General features: G+C 40.8%; 20 protein-coding genes and 1 other annotated feature. Of the genes, 18 read left to right on the top strand and 2 right to left on the bottom strand.

What is annotated here, in order from left to right:
• Positions 1–218 (top strand): AIR synthase-related protein (locus Q0P34_RS03440; protein WP_294952923.1); only part of this gene is annotated, 218 nt, incomplete at its 5' end.
• Positions 219–255: 37 nt separating this feature from the next.
• Here Q0P34_RS03440 and Q0P34_RS03435 read toward each other — a convergent pair.
• Positions 256–1,536 carry an O-acetylhomoserine aminocarboxypropyltransferase/cysteine synthase family protein gene (locus tag Q0P34_RS03435; protein ID WP_294952920.1) on the bottom strand — a complete coding sequence of 427 codons (1,281 nt, stop codon included), beginning with the start codon at positions 1,534–1,536 and terminating at the stop codon, positions 256–258.
• A 279-nt stretch (positions 1,537–1,815) separates the two neighbouring features.
• Between Q0P34_RS03435 and larB the strand changes: the two genes are divergently transcribed.
• Together larB and larC are read left to right on the top strand one after the other, a co-directional pair.
• Positions 1,816–2,568 (top strand): nickel pincer cofactor biosynthesis protein LarB, encoded by a 753-nt coding sequence (gene larB, locus Q0P34_RS03430; RefSeq protein ID WP_294952918.1) that lies wholly within the window; start codon positions 1,816–1,818, stop codon positions 2,566–2,568.
• 4 nt (positions 2,569–2,572) lie between these two features.
• Complete coding sequence (gene larC / locus Q0P34_RS03425; protein ID WP_294952915.1) at positions 2,573–3,697, top strand: nickel pincer cofactor biosynthesis protein LarC; 1,125 nt, start codon at positions 2,573–2,575, stop codon at positions 3,695–3,697.
• 56 nt (positions 3,698–3,753) lie between these two features.
• On the opposite strand, the gene thrS is transcribed toward larC, so the two are convergent.
• Positions 3,754–5,691, bottom strand: a complete 1,938-nt coding sequence (gene thrS / locus Q0P34_RS03420) for a threonine--tRNA ligase (RefSeq protein ID WP_294952913.1) — start codon at positions 5,689–5,691, stop codon at positions 3,754–3,756.
• A gap of 39 nt (positions 5,692–5,730) precedes the next feature.
• Positions 5,731–5,926, bottom strand: a binding site (T-box leader).
• 253 nt (positions 5,927–6,179) lie between these two features.
• Between thrS and rny the strand changes: the two genes are divergently transcribed.
• From rny to Q0P34_RS03345, 15 genes are all read left to right on the top strand, one after another.
• Complete coding sequence (rny, locus tag Q0P34_RS03415; RefSeq protein ID WP_294952910.1) at positions 6,180–7,739, top strand: ribonuclease Y; 1,560 nt, start codon at positions 6,180–6,182, stop codon at positions 7,737–7,739.
• Positions 7,740–7,806: 67 nt separating this feature from the next.
• Positions 7,807–8,097: a Dabb family protein gene (locus Q0P34_RS03410; protein ID WP_294952907.1), complete on the top strand. Its 291-nt coding sequence runs from the start codon at positions 7,807–7,809 to the stop codon at positions 8,095–8,097.
• A gap of 32 nt (positions 8,098–8,129) precedes the next feature.
• Positions 8,130–8,816, top strand: coding sequence for a response regulator transcription factor (locus Q0P34_RS03405; protein ID WP_294952904.1), 687 nt, complete (start codon positions 8,130–8,132; stop codon positions 8,814–8,816).
• Positions 8,797–9,891 carry a HAMP domain-containing sensor histidine kinase gene (locus tag Q0P34_RS03400; RefSeq protein ID WP_294952901.1) on the top strand — a complete coding sequence of 365 codons (1,095 nt, stop codon included), beginning with the start codon at positions 8,797–8,799 and terminating at the stop codon, positions 9,889–9,891. The genes Q0P34_RS03405 and Q0P34_RS03400 overlap by 20 nt, the downstream gene beginning before the upstream one ends.
• A gap of 160 nt (positions 9,892–10,051) precedes the next feature.
• On the top strand, positions 10,052–10,894 hold the full coding sequence (locus Q0P34_RS03395) for a Wzz/FepE/Etk N-terminal domain-containing protein (protein WP_294952898.1): 843 nt from the start codon (positions 10,052–10,054) through the stop codon (positions 10,892–10,894).
• Positions 10,894–11,655, top strand: coding sequence for a CpsD/CapB family tyrosine-protein kinase (locus Q0P34_RS03390; protein WP_294952895.1), 762 nt, complete (start codon positions 10,894–10,896; stop codon positions 11,653–11,655). The genes Q0P34_RS03395 and Q0P34_RS03390 overlap by 1 nt, the downstream gene beginning before the upstream one ends.
• 17 nt (positions 11,656–11,672) lie before the next feature.
• Positions 11,673–13,196 carry a sugar transferase gene (locus tag Q0P34_RS03385; RefSeq protein ID WP_294952892.1) on the top strand — a complete coding sequence of 508 codons (1,524 nt, stop codon included), beginning with the start codon at positions 11,673–11,675 and terminating at the stop codon, positions 13,194–13,196.
• Between the two features lie 42 nt (positions 13,197–13,238).
• Complete coding sequence (locus Q0P34_RS03380) at positions 13,239–14,252, top strand: radical SAM protein (RefSeq protein WP_294952889.1); 1,014 nt, start codon at positions 13,239–13,241, stop codon at positions 14,250–14,252.
• 25 nt (positions 14,253–14,277) lie between these two features.
• A complete protein-coding gene (locus Q0P34_RS03375; RefSeq protein ID WP_294952886.1) occupies positions 14,278–15,357 on the top strand; it encodes a glycosyltransferase family 4 protein in 1,080 nt (359 codons plus the stop codon).
• Positions 15,358–15,366: 9 nt separating this feature from the next.
• Complete coding sequence (rfbA, locus tag Q0P34_RS03370) at positions 15,367–16,266, top strand: glucose-1-phosphate thymidylyltransferase RfbA (protein WP_294952883.1); 900 nt, start codon at positions 15,367–15,369, stop codon at positions 16,264–16,266.
• Entirely contained in the window at positions 16,263–17,282 is a 1,020-nt protein-coding gene (gene rfbB / locus Q0P34_RS03365; RefSeq protein WP_294952880.1) for a dTDP-glucose 4,6-dehydratase, read from the top strand. Before rfbA ends, rfbB begins: the two co-directional genes overlap by 4 nt.
• Positions 17,282–18,142 carry a dTDP-4-dehydrorhamnose reductase gene (gene rfbD / locus Q0P34_RS03360; protein ID WP_294952877.1) on the top strand — a complete coding sequence of 287 codons (861 nt, stop codon included), beginning with the start codon at positions 17,282–17,284 and terminating at the stop codon, positions 18,140–18,142. Before rfbB ends, rfbD begins: the two co-directional genes overlap by 1 nt.
• Positions 18,142–18,687, top strand: a complete 546-nt coding sequence (rfbC, locus tag Q0P34_RS03355; protein WP_294952874.1) for a dTDP-4-dehydrorhamnose 3,5-epimerase — start codon at positions 18,142–18,144, stop codon at positions 18,685–18,687. The genes rfbD and rfbC overlap by 1 nt, the downstream gene beginning before the upstream one ends.
• Before the next feature lie 12 nt (positions 18,688–18,699).
• A complete protein-coding gene (locus Q0P34_RS03350) occupies positions 18,700–19,902 on the top strand; it encodes a glycosyltransferase family 4 protein (RefSeq protein WP_294952871.1) in 1,203 nt (400 codons plus the stop codon).
• Between the two features lie 29 nt (positions 19,903–19,931).
• Positions 19,932–21,182, top strand: a complete 1,251-nt coding sequence (locus tag Q0P34_RS03345) for a hypothetical protein (RefSeq protein WP_294952868.1) — start codon at positions 19,932–19,934, stop codon at positions 21,180–21,182.
• Position 21,183 lies beyond the last annotated feature (1 nt).

The raw sequence follows: 21,183 nt of genomic DNA, 5'->3' as shown, positions 1-21,183 counted from the left end.
ACATTATGCATATGGGCAACGAGGGCAAGCTTGTTGCCGTTGTAGCACAGGAGCACTCTCAAAAAGCTGTTGAAATAATAAGAGCAAGCAAATACGGTGAAAATGCTCAAATTATCGGCACAGTATGTGACGGCGAGGGGGTAACACTCACCACATCGCTTGGAGGAAAACGAAGGGTAAATGTACTAATCGGTGAGGGCTTACCGAGAATATGCTAAAAGGAAAGGAGCTATCAAAAACGATAGCTCCTTATTTTTACTGTATGCTATTGAGTGCCTGCTCGATGTCTGCAAGTATATCATCAATATGCTCTGTGCCGATTGACAGCCTTATTGTATTTGGCTTAATTCCCTGCTCTGCCAGCTCCTCCTCGCTTAACTGCGAATGTGTTGTGGTTGCAGGGTGAATAACAAGTGATTTAACATCTGCAACGTTTGCAAGGATTGAAAAGATATTAAGAGAATCAATAAACCTCTTTGCTTCCTTTTCACTGCCCTTAATTTCAAAGGTGAATATTGAACCTGCACCGTTTGGAAAATACTCATTATAAAGTGCCCGGTATTTGGGATTGAGTGATGGGTGATTTACCTTTTCTACAAGAGGATGAGAGTAAAGAAACTCTACTACCCTTTTGGCATTTTCCACATGACGTTCAACTCTTAAAGAAAGAGTTTCCGTACCTTGCAAAAGAAGGAAAGCGTTAAACGGAGAGATAGTTGCACCTGTATCACGCAAAATTATTGCTCTGATATAGGTTACAAATGCCGCAGGACCTACTGCATCGGCAAAGCTGATACCGTGATAGCTTGGATTTGGGTCGGCTATCTGCGGGAACTTGCCCGAAGCCTTCCAATCAAATTTACCGCTGTCAACAATGATACCGCCGAGAGTTGTACCGTGACCGCCGATAAACTTTGTAGCCGAAGCAACAACAATGTCTGCGCCGTATTCAATAGGTCGAAGAAGATAAGGTGTTGTAAAGGTATCGTCAACAACAAGCGGTATGTTGTTTTTGTGGGCAATTTCGGCAACAGCCTTGATGTCAATTATGTTCGAATTAGGGTTACCCAAGGTTTCAATGAAAATTGCCTTTGTGTTAGGTTGGATTGCCCTTGCAAAATTTTCCGCATCATCAGGGTCAACAAACGTGGTTGTAACACCGTGTCTTGGGAATGTATGAGCAAGATAGTTGTAGGTACCGCCGTAAATTGTCTTTGCGGCAACAATATGGTCACCCGACTGTGCCAATGCCTGAAATGCATATGCTATTGCAGCGGCACCCGAAGCAGTTGCCAATCCTGCAACACCACCCTCAAGAGCCGCAAGCCTTTGCTCAAATACATCCTGAGTGCTGTTTGTTAATCTGCCGTAAATGTTGCCTGCATCTGCAAGGCCAAATCTTGCCTGTGCGTGATCGCTGTCTCTGAAAACATAAGATGTTGTTTGATAAATAGGTACCGCCCTTGCATCTGTTGCCGGGTCCGGATTTTCCTGTCCTACGTGGAGCTGTAATGTTTCGAATTTATAGTTTGACATAATAAAAAACTTCCTTTCAAATGTAATGACTGTGTTATGCAAAAATACTATTCTAAATTAACAACAGCAACACATTCGTCCAAATCTGAAATTATGCCTTAACAGACTGTTAAAAATACTTTTCATTTTGTTTGCCTCCAACTCCTACCATTGTGGTAGGCTTTGTTGTTTGATTGAATTATACTGCACAATACCCACTATGTCAATAGGTTTTGTGTATTTTTTCAAAAAATCTTGACAACTCCTCTTTTATATGGATAATAAGCATTAGGTGATATAATGAACAAAAACGATATTTTGGCCATTCTTAACGGCGTTAAGCAGGGTGAGATTTCACCAAACGAGGCTCTTGAAAAAATCAATATCAAATCATATGAGGAGCTTGGCTTTGCAAATGTTGACACATCACGTTCATTGAGACACGGTGTCGGTGAAGTTATATACGGCGAAAGCAAGAGTGCCGAGCAGATAAGGGCTATTGCACAGGCTCTGCTTGACAGTGGTGAGCCTACCGTGCTTATCACAAGGATAAGTGCCGAAAAGGCAGAATATGTAGGCAAAACAATAAAGCTTGAATACGAAGACGAGGCAAGAGTTGCTATTGCAGGTACTGTACCAAAACCAAACGGTAACGGCAAAATTGTTGTTTGCTGTGCAGGCACGTCTGACCTTTACTGTGCCAAGGAGGCTGTGCTGACGGCAAGAGCGTTTGGCAACGAGGTTGTGGAAATGTACGATGTCGGAGTTGCCGGAATACACAGATTGCTTGACAAAGCAGAGGTGCTGTCAAAGGCAAAGGCGGTTATTGCCATTGCAGGAATGGAGGGGGCTTTGGCAAGTGTTATAGGAGGATTGGCCTCCTGTCCTGTTATTGCAGTACCCACAAGTGTTGGCTACGGCGCAAGCTTTGGAGGAGTATCGGCTCTGCTGGCAATGCTAAACAGCTGTGCAAGCAACGTAAGTGTGGTTAACATAGACAACGGCTTCGGTGCCGCCTACATAGCAAGTATGATAAATCATCAGGAATTATAATGGTATGAAAGAATTATATATAGAATGTAATATGGGTGTTGCAGGCGATATGCTGTCGGCTGCCCTGCTTGATACACTAAGCGACAATGACAGAAAGACAATTACAGACAGGTTAAATTCTCTGTTACCTGATGTAAGTGTTACTCTGTCAAAGATAAAAAAGAATAAAATATCAGCATCAAAGCTTGATGTAAGCATAACCGAATGCGGACATTATCACACCGATATTGCCGAAATATACGGTATTATTAACGGCTTTGATTTGCCGGACAATGTAAAGGAAAATGCAAAAAAAGTTTACTCCCTGATTGCAAATGCTGAAAGCAAGGTACACGGCACGCAGGTTGCCGATGTGCATTTGCACGAGGTAGGTGCAAAGGATGCAATAATTGACGTTACCGCCTTTTGCTATATATTAGATTACATTAATATTGAAAAGGTGCATTGCTCATCCATCGTTACGGGATACGGAAGCATAAAGACACAGCACGGCATTTTATCGGTGCCTGCCCCTGCAACAGCAGAACTATTAAAGGGTATGCAAATTATTTCGGGTGACATTGAAGGTGAGCTGACAACTCCCACCGGTGCAGCTATTGTAAAATATTTTGCAGGCAAATCCTCCCCTATCAATATGAATATAGAAAAAACAGGCTACGGTGCAGGTACAAAGGATTTTGCAAAGCCTAATGTTGTCAGAGTGTTTATCGGAGAAAGCGACAGCACAGAGGATATATATGAGCTACGCTGTCAGCTTGACGATATGACCGGCGAGGAAATGGGATATGCAATAACAAAGCTGATTGATTTGGGTGCAAAGGATGCCTATGTTAAGCCTATTGTTATGAAAAAAAGCAGGCCTGCCTTTGAGTTTACCGTTATCACAACCCCCGAAAAAAAGGACGAGCTGACTGCTCAAATCTTTAAGCACACAACAACCCTTGGGGTGCGTCAGGTTAAATGTAAACGATGCACATTAAGCCGAGAAATAACGCAAAGCAATTGTGTACACATAAAAAAATCATCAGGCTACGGCACTGAAAAAAGCAAAATTGAATTTGACGATTTGGCAAAAATTGCCGACGAAAAGGACATTTCCCTTTTTGAAGCAAGAAGGCTGACAGAATAAAAATACGCCCTGTAAAGTAAGACGCTTTACAGGGCGTTGTTCTGTATATTGTTGTATTATCTTGCCTTTGAATTGATTTCCTCTGTAATTCTTGCAACAAATTCATCAATAGAGGTTGCGCCCTCATCGCCGTTCTTTCTGGAACGAACAGAGATTGTGCCTGCCTCAATATCCTTGTCGCCTACAAGAATCATATACGGAATCTTTTCAAGCTGTGCAGAGCGAATCTTAAAGCCGATTTTTTCGCTTCTGTCATCAAGCTCACAGCGAACTCCTGCCATTTGAAGTTTCTTCATAGCCTCACGGCAGTAATCCTGATGTCTGTCTGCAACGGGAAGGAACTTAACCTGAACAGGTGCAAGCCATGTTGGGAACGCGCCTGCGTACTTTTCAATAAGCAGAGCAAGTGTTCTTTCGTAGCAGCCGATTGATGTTCTGTGAATAATGTAAGGATTTTTCTTTTGACCGTCGCTGTCAACATATTCCATACCGAACTTTTCTGCAAGCATTTGGTCGATTTGGATAGTAACAAGTGTATCCTCTTTACCGAATACATTTTTAATTTGAATGTCAAGCTTTGGGCCGTAGAATGCAGCCTCGCCGATACCGATTTGATAATCAATACCAAGGTCATCAAGAATGTTCTTCATAACACCCTGAGCCTCATCCCACTGCTCCTTTGTACCGATATACTTTTCTCTGTCATCAGGATCCCACTGTGAAAAACGATATGTCAAATCCTCTTTAAGACCGAGAACCTCCATCATATAGTTTGTAAGCTCCAAGCAGCTCTTGAACTCTTCTTCAAGCTGGTCGGGACGGCACATAAGGTGTCCCTCCGAAATAGTGAACTGACGAACACGAATAAGACCGTGCATCTCGCCCGATGCTTCGTTACGGAAAAGAGTAGAGGTTTCATCATATCTCAAAGGAAGATCACGGTAAGACCTTGCTCTGTTAAGATATGCTTGGTATTGGAACGGACAGGTCATAGGACGAAGAGCAAAAACCTCCTTATCCTTTTCCTCATCACCGAGAACAAACATACCTTCCTTATAGTGATCCCAGTGACCTGAAATCTTGTACAAATCCGACTTTGCCATTAGAGGAGTTTTTGTGAGCTGCCAGCCGCGCTTTTCCTCCTCATCCTCTACCCAACGCTGAAGAGTTTGGATAATCTTTGTACCCTTTGGAAGAAGAATAGGTAAGCCTTGACCTATATAATCAACAGTTGTAAACAGCTCAAGCTCTCTGCCAAGCTTGTTGTGGTCACGCTTTCTTGCCTCCTCAAGTGCGGCAAGATGCTCTTCAAGCATAGAAGCCTTTGGAAAAGCAGTACCGTAAACACGGCAAAGCATCTTGTTTTTCTCATTACCTCTCCAATAAGCACCTGTGCATTGTGTAAGCTTAAATGCCTTTACAACCTTCATATCCATAAGGTGAGGACCTGCACAAAGCTCTGTAAATTCGCCCTGCTCGTAGAAGCTGATAGGCTCACCCTTTTCTGCATGCTCATTGATAAGCTCAATCTTATAAGGCTCGTTCTTGCTTTCCATAAGAGCAATTGCCTCGTTTACGGGAAGCTCAAACCTTTTAATCTCAAGATCTTCCTTAACGATTTTCTTCATTTCTGCCTCAATTTTTGTCAAATCATCGGGAGAAAATGAATTTTCAACATCAAAGTCATAATAAAATCCTCCGTCAATAGCAGGACCTATTGTGAGCTTTGCATCGGGATACAGACGTTTAACAGCCTGTGCCATAATGTGTGATGCAGTGTGATTAAATGCTTTTTTACCGTCCTCATCATCAAAGGTAAGTATCTCAAGCTGTGCATCGGTATCAATAACGGTTCTTAAATCCTTAATCTCGCCGTTAATTTTACAGCAGGTTGCATTTCTGAACAAGCCCATAGAAATGTCCTTTGTAATGTCTGCTGCTGTTTTTGCCTCATTGTACTCTAAAACAGAGCCGTCCTTTAATGTAATTTTCATAAAACATTACCTCCTTAAAAAATAAAAATCACCCTGAAAAATCAGGGTGAATAATAATCCACGGTTCCACCTGAATTGCAGTTTCCTGCCACTCAATGCTCTGTAACGGTAGCAAACCGACCTCTATTAAAGGCACTCCGGGGTGGTAGCTTACACCGTCAGGCGCATCCTTTCACCAACCGGATGCTCTCTTTAGCCGTCAAAAATGCAGTCTTGTCCCCATCAACATTTTTTCTGTTGAAAGTATAATAACACCATTGATTTTATTTGTCAACCTCATATTTTCATAACACAATTTGTATTGCAAATATCAAAATAATTCCTTGACAAATACTACATATTCAAGTATTATATTTGTGACATTCTGTATATATTGGGCAAAAATATGTACCCGTTAAATGTCAAAATTGCATAAAACTGTACCTTTTCTGATGGAATTAACAATTATTATGTATGTAAAATCTTAAACAGAAGGAGGTGCTATTGATATGAAGGTAAGTATTTCATTGGCGATCATTATCGCTTTATTGTGTTCTGTTGTTCTTGCTGTGTTGGGATTCTTTATCGGACTTACCGCAAAGAGAAAATCCGATGATGCAAAAATTGCCAACGCAACAGAGCAGGCAACAAAAATTTTGAACGACGCCCTTTCCGAAGCTGAAAAGACCAAAAAGGCTCAGCTTATGGAGGCAAAGGACGAAATCCATAAGCTTCGCTCCGACGCGGACAAGGAAATTCGTGAAAGAAGAAACGAAGTACAAAAACAGGAAAAAAGACTTAACCAGCGTGAAGAATATCTTGACAAAAGATCTGACACATTGGAAAAGAAAAACGAAAGCCTCAGCGAAAAGCTAAAGGCTGCAAATGATAAATTACTTGAAATCGATGGCATCAAGAAAAGTCAGTTTGATATGCTTGAAAGAATTTCGGGCTTATCTCAGGAGGATGCAAGAGCACAGCTTATGAGCTCACTTGAATCCGAATTAGATGTTGAAAAGAGCAAAAGAATTCTTGAACACGAGCAAATGATTAAGGATCAAAGCGATGTTATTGCAAGAGAGATTATCGGTACTGCAATTCAGCGCTGTGCCGCCGACCACACAGCAGAAACAACCGTATCTGTTGTTGCCCTCCCTTCAGACGAAACAAAGGGAAGAATCATCGGCAGAGAGGGACGCAACATTCGTTCCATCGAAAAAATTACGGGTGTTGAGCTCATCATTGACGACACCCCTGAGGCTATCACGGTAAGCTCATTTGATCCTGTCAGACGTGAGATAGCACGTTTAACTCTTGAAAGGCTCATTCAGGACGGTCGTATTCATCCTACAAGAATTGAGGAAATGTACGAAAAGTCCAAGAAGGAAATTAACCAAACCATTAAGTCCGAGGGTGAAAAGGCTGTTATAAGTGCAAACTGCGGCTCCATTCATCCTGAGCTTGTTAAGCTTTTAGGTAAGCTTAAATACCGTACATCATACGGTCAAAGCGTTCTTAAGCACTCGCTTGAGGTTTCTTATATCGCAGGCCTTATGGCTGCCGAGCTCGGTGCCGACGAAAAGCTTGCAAGGAGAGCCGGTCTTCTTCACGATATAGGCAAGGCTCTTGATCACGAGATGGAGGGCAGCCACGTTGCCTTAGGCGTTGAATACGCAAGAAAGTACAAGGAAAACGAGGCGGTTATTCACGCAATTCAGGCTCACCACGGTGAGATTGAATGCAAGACAATAGTTGCCTGTCTTGTTCAGGCTGCCGATGCAATTTCGGCGGCAAGACCGGGTGCGAGACGCGAAAACATCGAGCACTACATCAAGCGACTCCAACAGCTTGAGGAAATCTCCACAAGCTTCAACGGTGTTGAAAAAGCATATGCTATCCAGGCAGGCCGTGAGGTTAGAGTTATGGTTAAGCCGGAGGTTATCTCTGACCAAAAGATGCCATACATCGCTCACGAGATTGCCAAGAAAATTGAAGAAGAAATGGAATATCCGGGTCAAATCAAGGTTAATATCATTCGTGAAAGCCGACACTCAGATGTTGCAAAATAGTATTGCTATAAAACAGTGTAGGGTTGCCGTGCGGTAACCCTACTTTTATAAACGAAAGGAAAATCAAATGATTAAGCATATTGTTTGTTTTAAGCTAAAGGACAACAGCGAGGCTGAATGTAACAAGGCTGCTGAGGTTCTTATGTCAATGAAGGGCAATGTTGACCTCATAAAAGATATTGAGGTAGGAGTTGACTTTTTACATTCTCAACGTTCGTATGATGTGATTTTGCAGGTTGTTTTGGATGATGCCAAGGCGCTTGAGGATTATCAAAATGACGAGTATCATTGCTCTGTGGTAAAAAAACATATGCATGCCGTATGTGAAACATCGGTAGCTATTGACTACAATATTTAATATTTGCTGATGCAAAAGGAGACAAACGACCTATGTTTAGAATTTTGGTTGTTGAGGATGATGCAGACCTCAACGAAGCTGTCTGCACATATTTAAGAAAAAACGGCTTTGATGCCGACGGATGCTACAATACAACACAGGCTTACAGCGCGCTTTACAATAACGTCCATGACCTTATTGTATCTGACATTATGATGCCGGATGAGGACGGATTTGAATTTGCAAAGAAAATCCGTAACCTCAGTACAAACATCCCTATTATGTTCATAACCGCAAGGGACGACCTTGCATCAAAGCAGCTCGGCTTCAGCCTTGGTATTGACGATTATATGGTAAAGCCGGTTAATCTTGAGGAGCTTGTTATGAGAATTAATGCCCTGCTGCGTCGTGCAAGAATTGCACAGAAAAAGCGCATTACCATCGGCAAGCTTGACCTCAATGCCGATGAGCGAACCGTATTGTATGACGGTGAGGAAATCAACCTTACCTCAAGAGAATTCAATATCATTTACAAGATGCTGTCTTACCCAAAAAAGACATTCTCACGCACACAGCTTATGGATGAATTTTGGGGCTCTGACACAACATCCGGCACAAGAACCGTTGACGTGTATATGACAAAGCTTCGAGGCAAATTTTCCGTTTGCAAGGAGTTTGAAATAGTTACCGTTCACGGCTTGGGATACAAGGTTGTTATCAATGAAAAATATGAGCATTAAAAGCAAACACGGTATTAAAACAAAAATCAAATCCAAATACCACATAAGAAATGTCATAAACGCCTTTATGTTTACGGCACTTCTTGTTTGCTTTGCATCACTTGGTACCATCGCTGTGTTAAGCACAACCAATCCCGAAATTATTTCAACGCTGATTACATCTAAGGATATTGATGATTTGCTGTATTTTTCATCGGTTCTTGTGGTAGTTTTTACAGTATGGCAGTTGGTATTTACACGTCTGATAATTGAAAAGCCTACCAGAGAATTCTCAAATGCAAGTGAAAAGGTTATTCAGGGTGATTATTCAATCAGGCTTGATATGGATCAAATTCGTTTGGGCAGTCTTGAATTTATGAATATTGCTGAAAACTTTAACACGATGGTGGAGCAGCTTGGCAAGGTTGACAGCTTAAGCAACGATTTCATTGCAAATGTTTCTCACGAGCTTAAAACTCCCCTTGCAGTTATTCAATCATACACAGAAATGCTTCAGGATACACAGTTGAGCGAGGAAGAACGGCAAAAGTACCTAAAAAAGATTTCGGAATCGACACAACAGTTATCGTCACTTGTCGCAAACATTCTCAAGCTAAACAAAATAGAAAACAGTCAAACAACGGTTAAATCCGATAGATTTAACCTTTCCTCACAGCTTTCGCATTGTCTTCTTGATTTTGAAAATCTGTGGGAGGAAAAAGAACTGAACATCGATTTTCAGGTTGAGGATGATGTTTACATATGCTCTGACGAGGAGCTGTTAAAGCTTGTTTGGACAAATCTTTTTTCAAATGCAATCAAGTTTACTCAACCGAGGGGAACAATCGGCGTTGTGCTTGAAAGAAAAAACGGAAATATACTTGTTACAGTCAGCGATTCCGGATGCGGAATGAGTGAGGAAACAAAAAAGCATATTTTTGAAAAGTTTTACCAGGGCGACACCTCGCATAGCGAAAAGGGCAACGGACTTGGGCTTGCACTTGTTAAACGAATCGTCGATTTGACAAACAGCAGCATCACCGTGCAAAGCGAAATTGGTGTCGGCACAAGCTTTACGGTAAGCATAAAAGCATAAATAAATACTTGAGGCAGGAGCGGTTTTTGGCTCCTGCTTATTTATTTTGTAAACTACATGTTAATTTATTAATTATATTATAATATATAATTGACTTTACGGCATACAGGTGATATTATATAAATTGACATTTTAATATTTATTTGGAGGTTACTCTTATATGGATCAAAACAACGAAAACAAAAAAGATGAATTGGAAATTGACATTGGTAAAATTATCTATAAAATGCGAGATAAGTTCATATTAATCGCTGTTTTTACAATTATGGCAACAATAGTAATGGGGCTTATCACACAATTTGCGATGGAGCCGAAATACTCCGCTACCGTAAAAATGTATGTGTATTCCAACACAGACAGAATTACATCTGACTCATCAATTTCCTCTCAGGAGCTTGATGCATCACAGGAGCTTATCAATACATACATCTACATTCTTCAAAGTGATACCGTGCTTGAGGCTGTAATTGAAGACCTTGACATAAATATGACACCCAATCAGCTCAAGGGTACAATTTCTGCAAGCAAGGCTGAAAAAACCGTTGCATTTGAGGTTACCGTCACCACACCGGACAGAAAGCTGTCTGCACAGATAGCAAACTCTATTGCAAAGATTGCACCAAAGGAAATTGTCAGAGTAGTTAAAGCCGGTGGCGTTGAAATCATCGACTACGCAAAGGTGCCTACAAGCCCGTCATCACCTAATCTTGTGAAGAATTTGATAATTGCAGCTGTTGGCTCATTTGTTCTTTCATTCCTGTTCTTCTTCATTTATGAATTCTTTGACACAACAATCACAAGTGAAAGAGATATTGTCGGTGAATTTGAGTTCCCTGTTTTGGGTACCGTACCGAACCTTGAAGCAGAAATGCCATCTGTTAACAAGGAGGCAAAGGCATCAGGCACTAAAACAGTTAACAAAAAAACAGACAGCAGTTTCACGCTAAAGCCAAGCGATGAAATCCTTGAAAACATTCAAAATGCGAAGGGAGATGAAAAGTAATGATGTTCAGGAAAAATAAAAAATCAAAGCGTTCTTTTTCTTCAGTAGACAATGCAAAGCTTATAAGTGCAAATTCATCCTTCGCAGTTAAGGAAGCATATAACTCAATCAGAACAAATCTTCTTTTCACCCAGCAGGGCGAAAAATGCCCAATATTTGTTGTTACAAGTCCAACAGCAAATAACGGTAAAACCATTAACTCTGCAAACCTTGCAATCAACTTTGCACAGATGGGTAAAAAGACACTTATCATTGATGCCGATATGAGAAATCCTTCTCTTCACAAGCTTTTCTCGCTCAGCTCAAGAAACGGCCTGTCTGAAATCCTTGCAGGTCTTACGGACAACATCACGGTTACAAAAACAGGAATTGAAAATCTTTCAATCCTTACATCGGGTAAAATTCCTCCAAATCCTACCGAGCTTCTCTCTTCTCCGAGAATGGATAAGCTTTTGGATTTCGTCAGAGAGCATTACGACTGTGTATTTATTGACACACCTCCCGTTAACATTGTTACGGACGCAACTGTTTTTGCTCAAAAGGGTACCAAATACATCCTCATTGTAAAAACAGACTCAACAAATGTTCCTGAGCTTAAAACTACGGTGGACTCCCTTAAGGGTATTGATGCAAACATCATCGGCTTTATCGTCAACGATGTTAACAGTGAAACAAAGAGGTATTATTCTTATTACAGAAAATACAGCAGACACTATTTCTACAACTACAACTATTCATACGGTGGCAAAAACAGCAAATAACATTTGGTGATTTTTTAATGGAAAAAAAGGCAAGAACTCAATTTTGGATGGAGCTTGCGATTGACTTTGTTTCGTTAATTCTATCAATCGCAATATCCTATGTGTTTGTAAGATTTGCTTTAGGAAAAATCTCTGGCGATGAGGGTGCTGAATTGTGGGTTAAGTACATTATTTGTAACCTTTTAGCATTCTTTATCAGCTACTTTGGATTTCACACAAGCGTTAACATTAAGGAACGAAACAAGATTGCCGAGTTTATCAACACAATAAAAAACGACATTCTCGTATTCCTTATGTTCACAGCGCTTCTGGCAATTATAAAGAATCCGTTGCTCGAGCAGAGAACAATGATAGGCATATCGTTTATCCTATTCTTTGTATTTACAATTACCGGAAGATACTACCTTAAAAGGTGGCTTACCGGCGAATACGGCTTATCAAAGGCAAAAATCACATCATATGTAGGTGTACTTACAACAAAGGACAGAGCCGAGGAGTTTATAACCGGTCTAAAGAAAGACTGGTCAATAAACATTACCGGCGTAGCTTTGCTTGACAACTTTGTTGAAAACGGCAGATTTACATATGACAGGAACTTTGAATTCGGTTCCGAATATACAAACTCAATCATTTCTACAAAAAAGAGAATAAAGTTTCCGCATGTTGTCGCACAGGATGTTCCTGTTATTGCAACCGACATTCGCTTTATTGACTGGATTAGGAAAACTACTCTTGATGAGGTTTTCATTAACCTGCCGTACAGCGAAAGCAGTGATGTTTTTGAAATAGTTGAGGAGCTTGAGGGTATGGGCGTTACGGTTCATCTCAATGTTCCCACGCTTGACAACCTTGTTGACGAAAGCAACTTTAACAACATCAATTGCAAAATATATTCAGGCTATCCGCTTGCAACATTTTCCGCTGCCGTACATAACAGCACACAGCTTGCCGTAAAGCGTTTTGTTGACATTGTGGGTGCATTGGTCGGAATAATTCTTTCCATACCTATCATTGCAATAACGGCAATTCCCCTTTTGCTTGAATCTCCCGGACCGCTCTTCTTTAAGCAGGAGCGTGTGGGAATGAACGGAAGGCTGTTCAATATGTACAAGCTTCGTTCTATGTACAAGGACGCAGAGGCTCGTAAGGCAGAGCTTATGAAGCACAACAAAATGGACGGCTTTATGTTCAAAATGGATAACGACCCAAGAATTACAAAGGTTGGCAAGGTTATCAGAAAGCTCAGCATTGACGAGCTTCCGCAATTCTTTAATGTGCTAAAGGGTGATATGAGTCTTGTGGGAACAAGGCCCCCTACCGTCAAGGAATTTGAGCAATACGAAAGCAGACATAAAAGGCGACTTTCAATGCGCCCCGGAATTACGGGAATGTGGCAGGTCAGCGGTAGATCGGACATCGTTGACTTTGAAGAGGTTGTAAAGCTTGACTGCGAATACATCGACAATTGGAATTTGCTTCTTGATTTGCAAATTCTGCTTAAAACAGTTAAGGTTGTGCTAACCCACGAAGGAGCCGAATAGAATAATATTCTAAAATAACACGTAACAGATTTGGTGATAACTATGAAAAAAGATAATACAACTATGCAGGGCAGTCTTATTACTACATTCCGTTGCAATGCCCGTTGCAATATGTGTAACATTTGGCAATGCCCTACCAATCCAAAGGAAGAGCTTGACTATCATTATTACGAAACCCTCCCCGACGGATTAAGAATTAACATTACCGGCGGCGAGGCTACGTTAAGAAAGGATATTGATGATATTTTTGAAAACCTGTATCATCGTTCAAAGCTTCTTGAATTAAGCACTAACGGCTACAACACTGAAAAAATTGTTGAGCTTGCAAACAAATATCCTAACATTCTTATCAGAGTCAGCGTTGAAGGCTTACCAAAGCTTAATGATGAAAAGCGAGGCCTTAAGGACGGATTCGATCACGCATTAAGAACAATGCTTGAACTTAAAAAGACAAAATGCAAGAACATCGGTTTTTCAGTAGTTATCTCTCCTGACAACTATCAGGATCTCGTTCACCTCTATGAGCTTTGTGTTGCTCTTGATGTTGAGCTTGGCAACTCTGTTGTACATAACTCTTGGTACTTCCACAAGGAAGATAATCAAATCACAAGCGATGAGGCTCTTGCTGCTCACGAGGATTTTGTTAAGGCTCTTTTGACATCAAAAAGAAGAACCCTTAAGGGCAGGCTCAAGGACTATGGCAGAGCATACTTTAACAAGAGTATTCACCGCAGATTAAGAGGCGACGACTTTGGCTATCGTCCGCCTTGCGGAGCATTGAAGGACTTTTTCTTTGTCGACCCTTGGGGTAACGTTACACCTTGCAACGGTTCAGGCGAAGAGTGGATCATAGGCAATATCAAAGAGGATTCCTTTGAAAACATAATGAATTCCGAAAAAGCCAAAGAGGCTGAAAAGAAGATTGCCGAATGTAAGAGAAACTGCGCATTTATCGTAACAGAAAGACACGATATGGTCAGACGCCCTTGGGTTCCTGTTATGTGGATACTCAAAAATAAAATCAGAATTTCTAAGGGAAAGGATATTTGTTGGTAAGCAAATATATTTTTAAGTGATTGCGATGAAGGTTTGTGTTTTTGGAACAAGAGGTTTTCCGGGTATGCAGGGCGGTGTCGAGAAGCACTGCGAAAGCCTTTACCCTAATATGCCACAGGATATTTGCTTTGATGTGTGCAGAAGAAAATCATTTGTTACCGACAGCAAGAAATATCCTAACATAAACTTTGTAGATATTAAAAATACAGAAAAACGAGGCCTTGAAGCAACATTTCATTCCTTTATCTCTTCAATTTACGCAATTAAAACGAAGCCCGATGTTGTGCATATTCACAACATCGGTCCTGCCATGTTTGCCCCTATTTTGAAGCTTTTCGGTCAAAAGGTTGTGCTTACATATCACAGTGCCAACTACGAGCACAAGAAATGGAGCAAGCCCGAAAAGCTGGTGCTTAAAATGTGCGAGCATTTTGCGCTAAAATATTCCGACAGAGTTATATTTGTAAACAAGGAGCAAATGGGCAAATATCCAAGCAAGATTATTGCAAAATCCTGCTATATTCCAAATGGAGTAAATCCCCCGACAGACACAGAGGATACAAGCTTTCTTGAAGAAAACCATCTGCAAAAGCAAAAATACATTTTGTCCGTCGGAAGAATTACACCCGAAAAAGGCTTTGATACATTAATCAAAGCTTTTTACAAATCCGGATTAAACAACGAGTACAAGCTTGCCATTGTCGGCGGAGTTGAATTTGAGGACTCATACAAGAAGGAGCTGGACAGCCTTGTAACAGATGACAGCGTTGTATTTACAGGCTTTGCAGACGGAGAACGTCTTGCACAGCTTTACAAAAACGCAAGGCTGTATGTTCTTGCATCAAACAACGAGGGCTTCCCTCTTGTTATGCTTGAGGCAATGAGCTACGGTCTGAATCTGTTGGCAAGTGATATTTCTGCAACAAGAATGATTGACTTGGGCAAGGGGGCATATTTCCCTGCAGGAGATTACAACACCCTTGCAGAAAAAATGAAAAAGGCTATCAATTTGGATTATACAGAGGTAAAATACGACCTTTCACAATACAATTGGAAATCAATCGCAAACAAGGTTGCAAGCATATACAGAGAATTAAAAAATTAAGGAGCAAATATGAAGGGCATCATTTTAGCAGGTGGTAGCGGCACAAGGCTCTACCCATTAACAATGGTAACATCAAAGCAGCTGTTGCCTATATACGACAAGCCTATGATTTATTATCCGCTCAGCACTCTTATGCTTGCAGGTATTAATGACATTCTCATTATTTCGACCCCTACCGATTTGCCGAATTTTCAAAGGCTGCTCGGCGACGGCAGTCAATACGGAATCAAGCTGACATATAAGGTTCAGCCATCTCCTGACGGACTCGCTCAGGCATTTACTCTCGGCGAGGACTTTATCGGTGATGACTGCTGTGCAATGGTTCTTGGTGATAATATTTTTTACGGTGCAGGATTTGGAAAAATTCTTGCCGAGGCAAAGAAAAATGCCGAGGAAAACCACAGAGCAACAGTATTTGGCTATCACGTTGAAGACCCCGAGCGCTTTGGTGTAGTTGAATTTGACAAAACCGGCAAGGTGCTCTCAATTGAAGAAAAGCCTAAAAATCCTAAATCCACTTGGGCAATTACAGGTCTGTACGTTTATGACAATCGTTGTATTGAATATGCGAAGGCACTTAAACCGTCGCATCGAGGTGAACTCGAAATCACCGACCTAAACAAAATTTATCTTGAAAACAAAGAGCTTGATGTAAAGCTTCTCGGACGAGGCTTTGCCTGGCTTGACACAGGAACAATGGACAGCCTTATTGAAGCCGCAAACTTTGTAAAAACTATCCAAAGTCAACAAGGTATTCGTATTTCTGCACCGGAGGAAATTGCATGGCGAAAGAGTTGGATTGACAAGGCAAGGCTTATTGAATCGGCAAAGAAATACGGCAAGTCAGACTATGGCAAGTACCTAAAGGGAATTGCCGAAAATGACGAGATGGAGGTGCTTGGCATATGACAATTATCGTTACAGGCGGTGCCGGTTTTATTGGCTCAAACTTTATTTTTTATATGCTCAACAAGCACCCCGAATACAGAATTGTTTGCCTTGACAAGCTTACATATGCAGGCAATTTGTCAACTCTTGCTCCTGTTATGGACAACCCTCAATTTAGATTTGTAAAAGCAGATATTTGTGACAGCAAGGCTGTTGAAGGGCTGTTTGAGGAGGAGCATCCCGATATTGTTGTGAATTTTGCGGCAGAGTCGCATGTTGACCGTTCCATTGAGGATCCCGGCATTTTTCTTAAAACAAACATCCTCGGCACACAGGTGCTTATGGATGCCTGTCGAAAATACGGTATCCAAAGATATCATCAGGTTTCAACCGATGAGGTATACGGCGATTTGCCGCTTGACAGACCTGATTTATTTTTCACAGAGGAAACACCGATTCACACCTCATCACCGTACAGCTCATCAAAGGCAGGAGCAGATTTGTTGGTTCTTGCTTATTACAGAACATACGGCTTGCCGGTAACAATCAGCCGTTGCTCTAACAATTACGGTCCGTATCACTTTCCGGAAAAGCTTATTCCTCTTATGATTGCCAATGCACTCAACGATAAGCCTCTCCCCGTTTACGGCGAAGGGCTTAATGTTAGAGATTGGCTTTATGTTGAGGATCATTGCAAGGCCATTGATTTGATAATCCATAAGGGAAGAGTCGGAGAGGTTTACAATATCGGCGGTCACAACGAAATGAAAAACATCGACATCGTTAAGCTTATATGCAAGGAGCTTGGCAAAAGCGAGGAGTTAATCACTTATGTTGCCGATAGGAAGGGACACGATATGCGTTATGCTATCGACCCGACAAAAATTCACAACGAGCTTGGATGGCTTCCCGAAACGATGTTTGCTGACGGGATAAAGAAAACAATCGCTTGGTATCTTGATAACAGAGAATGGTGGGAGAGCATCATATCAGGCGAATATCAGGAATACTACGATAAAATGTACGGTAACAGATAATGAAGGTATTAGTAACCGGAGTAAACGGACAGCTTGGACATGATGTTGTGAACGAGCTAACAAAAAGAGGGCACAATGCTGTCGGTGTTGACATTGATGAAATGGATATTACCGACAAGAAATGTGTTGATGATGTAATCGGTAAAGCAAAACCCGATGCAGTAATACACTGTGCGGCATGGACAGCGGTTGACCTTGCTGAAGAGGCAGAAAACATTGACACAGTAAGGGCTGTTAATGCCTACGGAACAAAATACATTGCACAATCCTGCAGGGCGCTTGATTGCAAGATGATATACATAAGCACAGATTATGTATTCGACGGTCAGGGAAATGAACCTTGGCAGGCAGACTGCAAGGATTATGTTCCGCTTAATGTATACGGTCAAACAAAGCTTGAGGGTGAATTGGCAGTAGCAGGCACTCTTGATAAATACTTTATTGTTCGTATTGCATGGGTTTTCGGAGTTAACGGAAAAAACTTTATAAAGACCATGCTGAATGTAGGAAAGACGCACGACACAGTTACGGTTGTTAACGACCAAATCGGCACACCAACCTACACATATGACTTGGCGCGACTGCTTGTTGATATGATAGAAACCGAAAAATACGGCTACTATCATGCCACAAACGAAGGCGGATACATCAGTTGGTTTGACTTTGCGAAGGAAATATATGCACAGGCAGGATATTCAACACAGGTTGAGCCTGTTTCCACTGCGCAATACGGTATATCTAAGGCTAAAAGACCATTTAACAGCAGGCTGGACAAAAGCAAGCTTTTACAAAACGGATTTACTCCCCTGCCCACGTGGCAGGATGCCTTGGCAAGATACCTTAAGGAGATAGGATATTAATGGGACAAATTTCGGTTAAAAAAAATGTAGGCGGTATAGAAGGGCTGTGCGTTATCACACCTGCTGTTCACGGCGATAATCGCGGTTATTTTATGGAAACCTATAATGAAAACGATATGAAAGAAGCCGGAATAAATATTAAATTTGTTCAGGATAATCAATCAGCCTCTATTAAGGGTGTTCTTCGAGGACTTCACAGACAGATAAATTATCCGCAGACAAAGCTTGTTAGGGTTATTAAGGGTTCTGTTTTTGATGTTGCTGTTGATATGAGAGAAGAAAGTCCCACCTATCTAAAGTGGTACGGAGTAGAGTTAACCGAAAGCAACAAAAAACAATTCTTAATACCGAAGGGCTTTGCGCACGGCTTTCTTGTATTAAGCGATTATGCGGAATTCTGCTACAAGGTTGATGATTTCTTTCACCCAAATGATGAATGCGGAATTGCATATAATGATCCTACCATTAATATAGAATGGCCTATTCCTGACGGAATGGAGCTCATCCTTTCAGAAAAGGACAAAGCCTTGAAGCCATTAAAATAACGGGGTGTTTCAATGAGAATTTTATTAGTTAACAAATTTCACTATCTGCGAGGCGGAAGCGAAAAATATTATTTTGAGCTTGCACAGCTGCTTAAAAGCAAGGGGCACACCGTTGGCTTTTTCTCTATGAAGCACGAGGAAAACATTACAACAGGCGACGCAGAATATTTTGTTGAGGAAATTGACCTAAACACAGGCTCAAAGCTTAAGGCGCTTGATGTTATTTATTCGCAGGAAAACAAAAGACTTATGGCAAAGGCTTTGGAGGAATTCAAGCCTGACATTGTTCACATCAACAATTTTCAGCGCCAGCTTTCTGCATCAATCATTGATGCAATTAAGGAAAAGAACATCCCTATTGTTATGACTGCGCACGACCTAAACCCCATATGCCCTGCAAGCATTATGCTTTACAACGGTGAGGTTTGCGATGATTGCATCACAAAGGGATATTCGCAGTGCATTAAGAAAAAATGCGTAAAGGGCTCAACACTTAAAAGCACCTTGGGTGTTATGGAAAAGAAATATTACGATATTCACAAGGTGTTTAGAAAAATTGATTGTATTATCTCACCAAGTGAGTTTAACAAAAATCAGCTTGTAAACGGAAAGCTGAAATACAATGAGATCGTTACCCTGCACAATTTTGTTAACGAAAGCGAGCGCAATGAATATGTGCTTGGCGACTATGCGTTTTACCTTGGACGGTTATCAAAGGAAAAAGGTATTCTCAACCTGATTGAAGCAATCGGTGATATACCTGATGCCAAGCTCTTAATTGCCGGTGACGGACCTGAAAGAGAGAGAATTGAGGCCTACATAAGTGAGCATAAGCTTGATGGCAGAATCACCCTACTCGGATACCAAAACCAAGACAGCATCCATAAATACATTACAAATTCACGGTTTGTTGTTATCCCTTCAATTTGTAACGAGAACTGTCCTTATTCGGTATTAGAAGCAATGGAAATCGGCAAGCCGATAGTGGCAAGCAGAATAGGCGGTATTCCGGAGCTTATTGCAGACGGTGAAAACGGATACCTCTACAAAGCCGACGACATTAATGAACTTAAGGAAAAGCTTATGCTTATGCTTGATAACGACGATAAAGTAAACCGCTTTGCACAAAAATCAAGAGAGCTTTATGAAAGCTACTACTCCCCTGACAGCTACTACATCGAGTTAATTAAAATTTACAATAAGGTTATGTCTTAACCGTAGAATTTCAAAAGGACATATTTTTTATGACTATTTCTTTGAAAAAAATCAACATATGGAAGGTACTTTTCGTATATCTGATTTTTCAACCGGTATTAAATACATATATAAATGTCAGCGCAATAAACACATTGATTTCATATTCCGATGAGATTATTGCGGTTATTCTTGCTGTGCTTGCAATTGTAAAATCAATACAACAATTAACGCTGTTAAGATTTGAACGTATTATGCTGATAGCGCTTGTAATATTTGAGCTGATAGGCTTGATATCGGGATTTGCATCCAAAATTCAAGGCGTCGGACCAACGCTTGTTGACGCATTCACCTGTGCTAAATTCTTCATTTACTATCTGTCAACGAGAATTTTAACAAAGGATAAATTGACGGAAAAGTATTTCTTTTCGCTAAACAACGTATGTAAAATATTTGCGGTGGTTTTATTCGTTTTAGCACTTCACGATGCGTTTATGACACCGTGGTTCCCTGTTGCAGATTTCAGATATTTTACAGAATCCATCACCTTAGGCTTCGGACATCCTGAATATTTATCACGTGTATGTTTTTCGCTTATCCTTGTTTTGTGCTACAATTATAGATATTTCAAGCACAACATCTACTACATTATGATGCTTACGGTGGTAATGTTCCTTTCCTTCCGAACAAAGTCATTTGTATGTGTATTCATCCTGTTTGTAATGTATATTTACTTCTTTAAGCTTAGGCTTAAAAGTATTACACCTATTGCACTTGCAGGCGCGGCAGGTATTGGATACTTTGGATATGACTCTTTCGTATTCTATTACATAGAGCACGACCAATGTGCAAGAGCTCTTTTAACAAGGGACGGCTTATACCTTGCAAAACAGTATTTTCCGTTAGGTACCGGCTTTGGTACATTTGCCTCGTATATTGCGTCAGCATTTTATTCCAAGCTATATATTTTTCTTGGATATTACAATATGTACGGAACCGGATTAGACGAGGTTGAAGGCAATGCCTTAAGTGACACCTTCTGGCCTATTGTATATACACAAACAGGTATTTTCGGATTCATTGCATTTATAATTGCGCTGTTCAGTATGATTTTCTACATTATTAAGAGCAGAAAAACAGATTTGTACTTTTTCTGGATTGCAATGTCCCTCATTTTGTATGACTTAATTTCGACAAGTGCATCGTCTGCATTTTTCCATCCGTCATCAATGGTGTCCTACCTGTTCTTAGGATTAATTACATCAATACATGAATTTCCTAAAAAGGAAAAAATTCAGTAAG

It is taken from the genome of uncultured Eubacterium sp., from assembly GCF_945980375.1.
Taxonomy (GTDB): Bacteria; Bacillota; Clostridia; order Oscillospirales; family Acutalibacteraceae; genus Eubacterium_R.
This window is presented reverse-complemented; position numbering and strand designations above follow the sequence as displayed.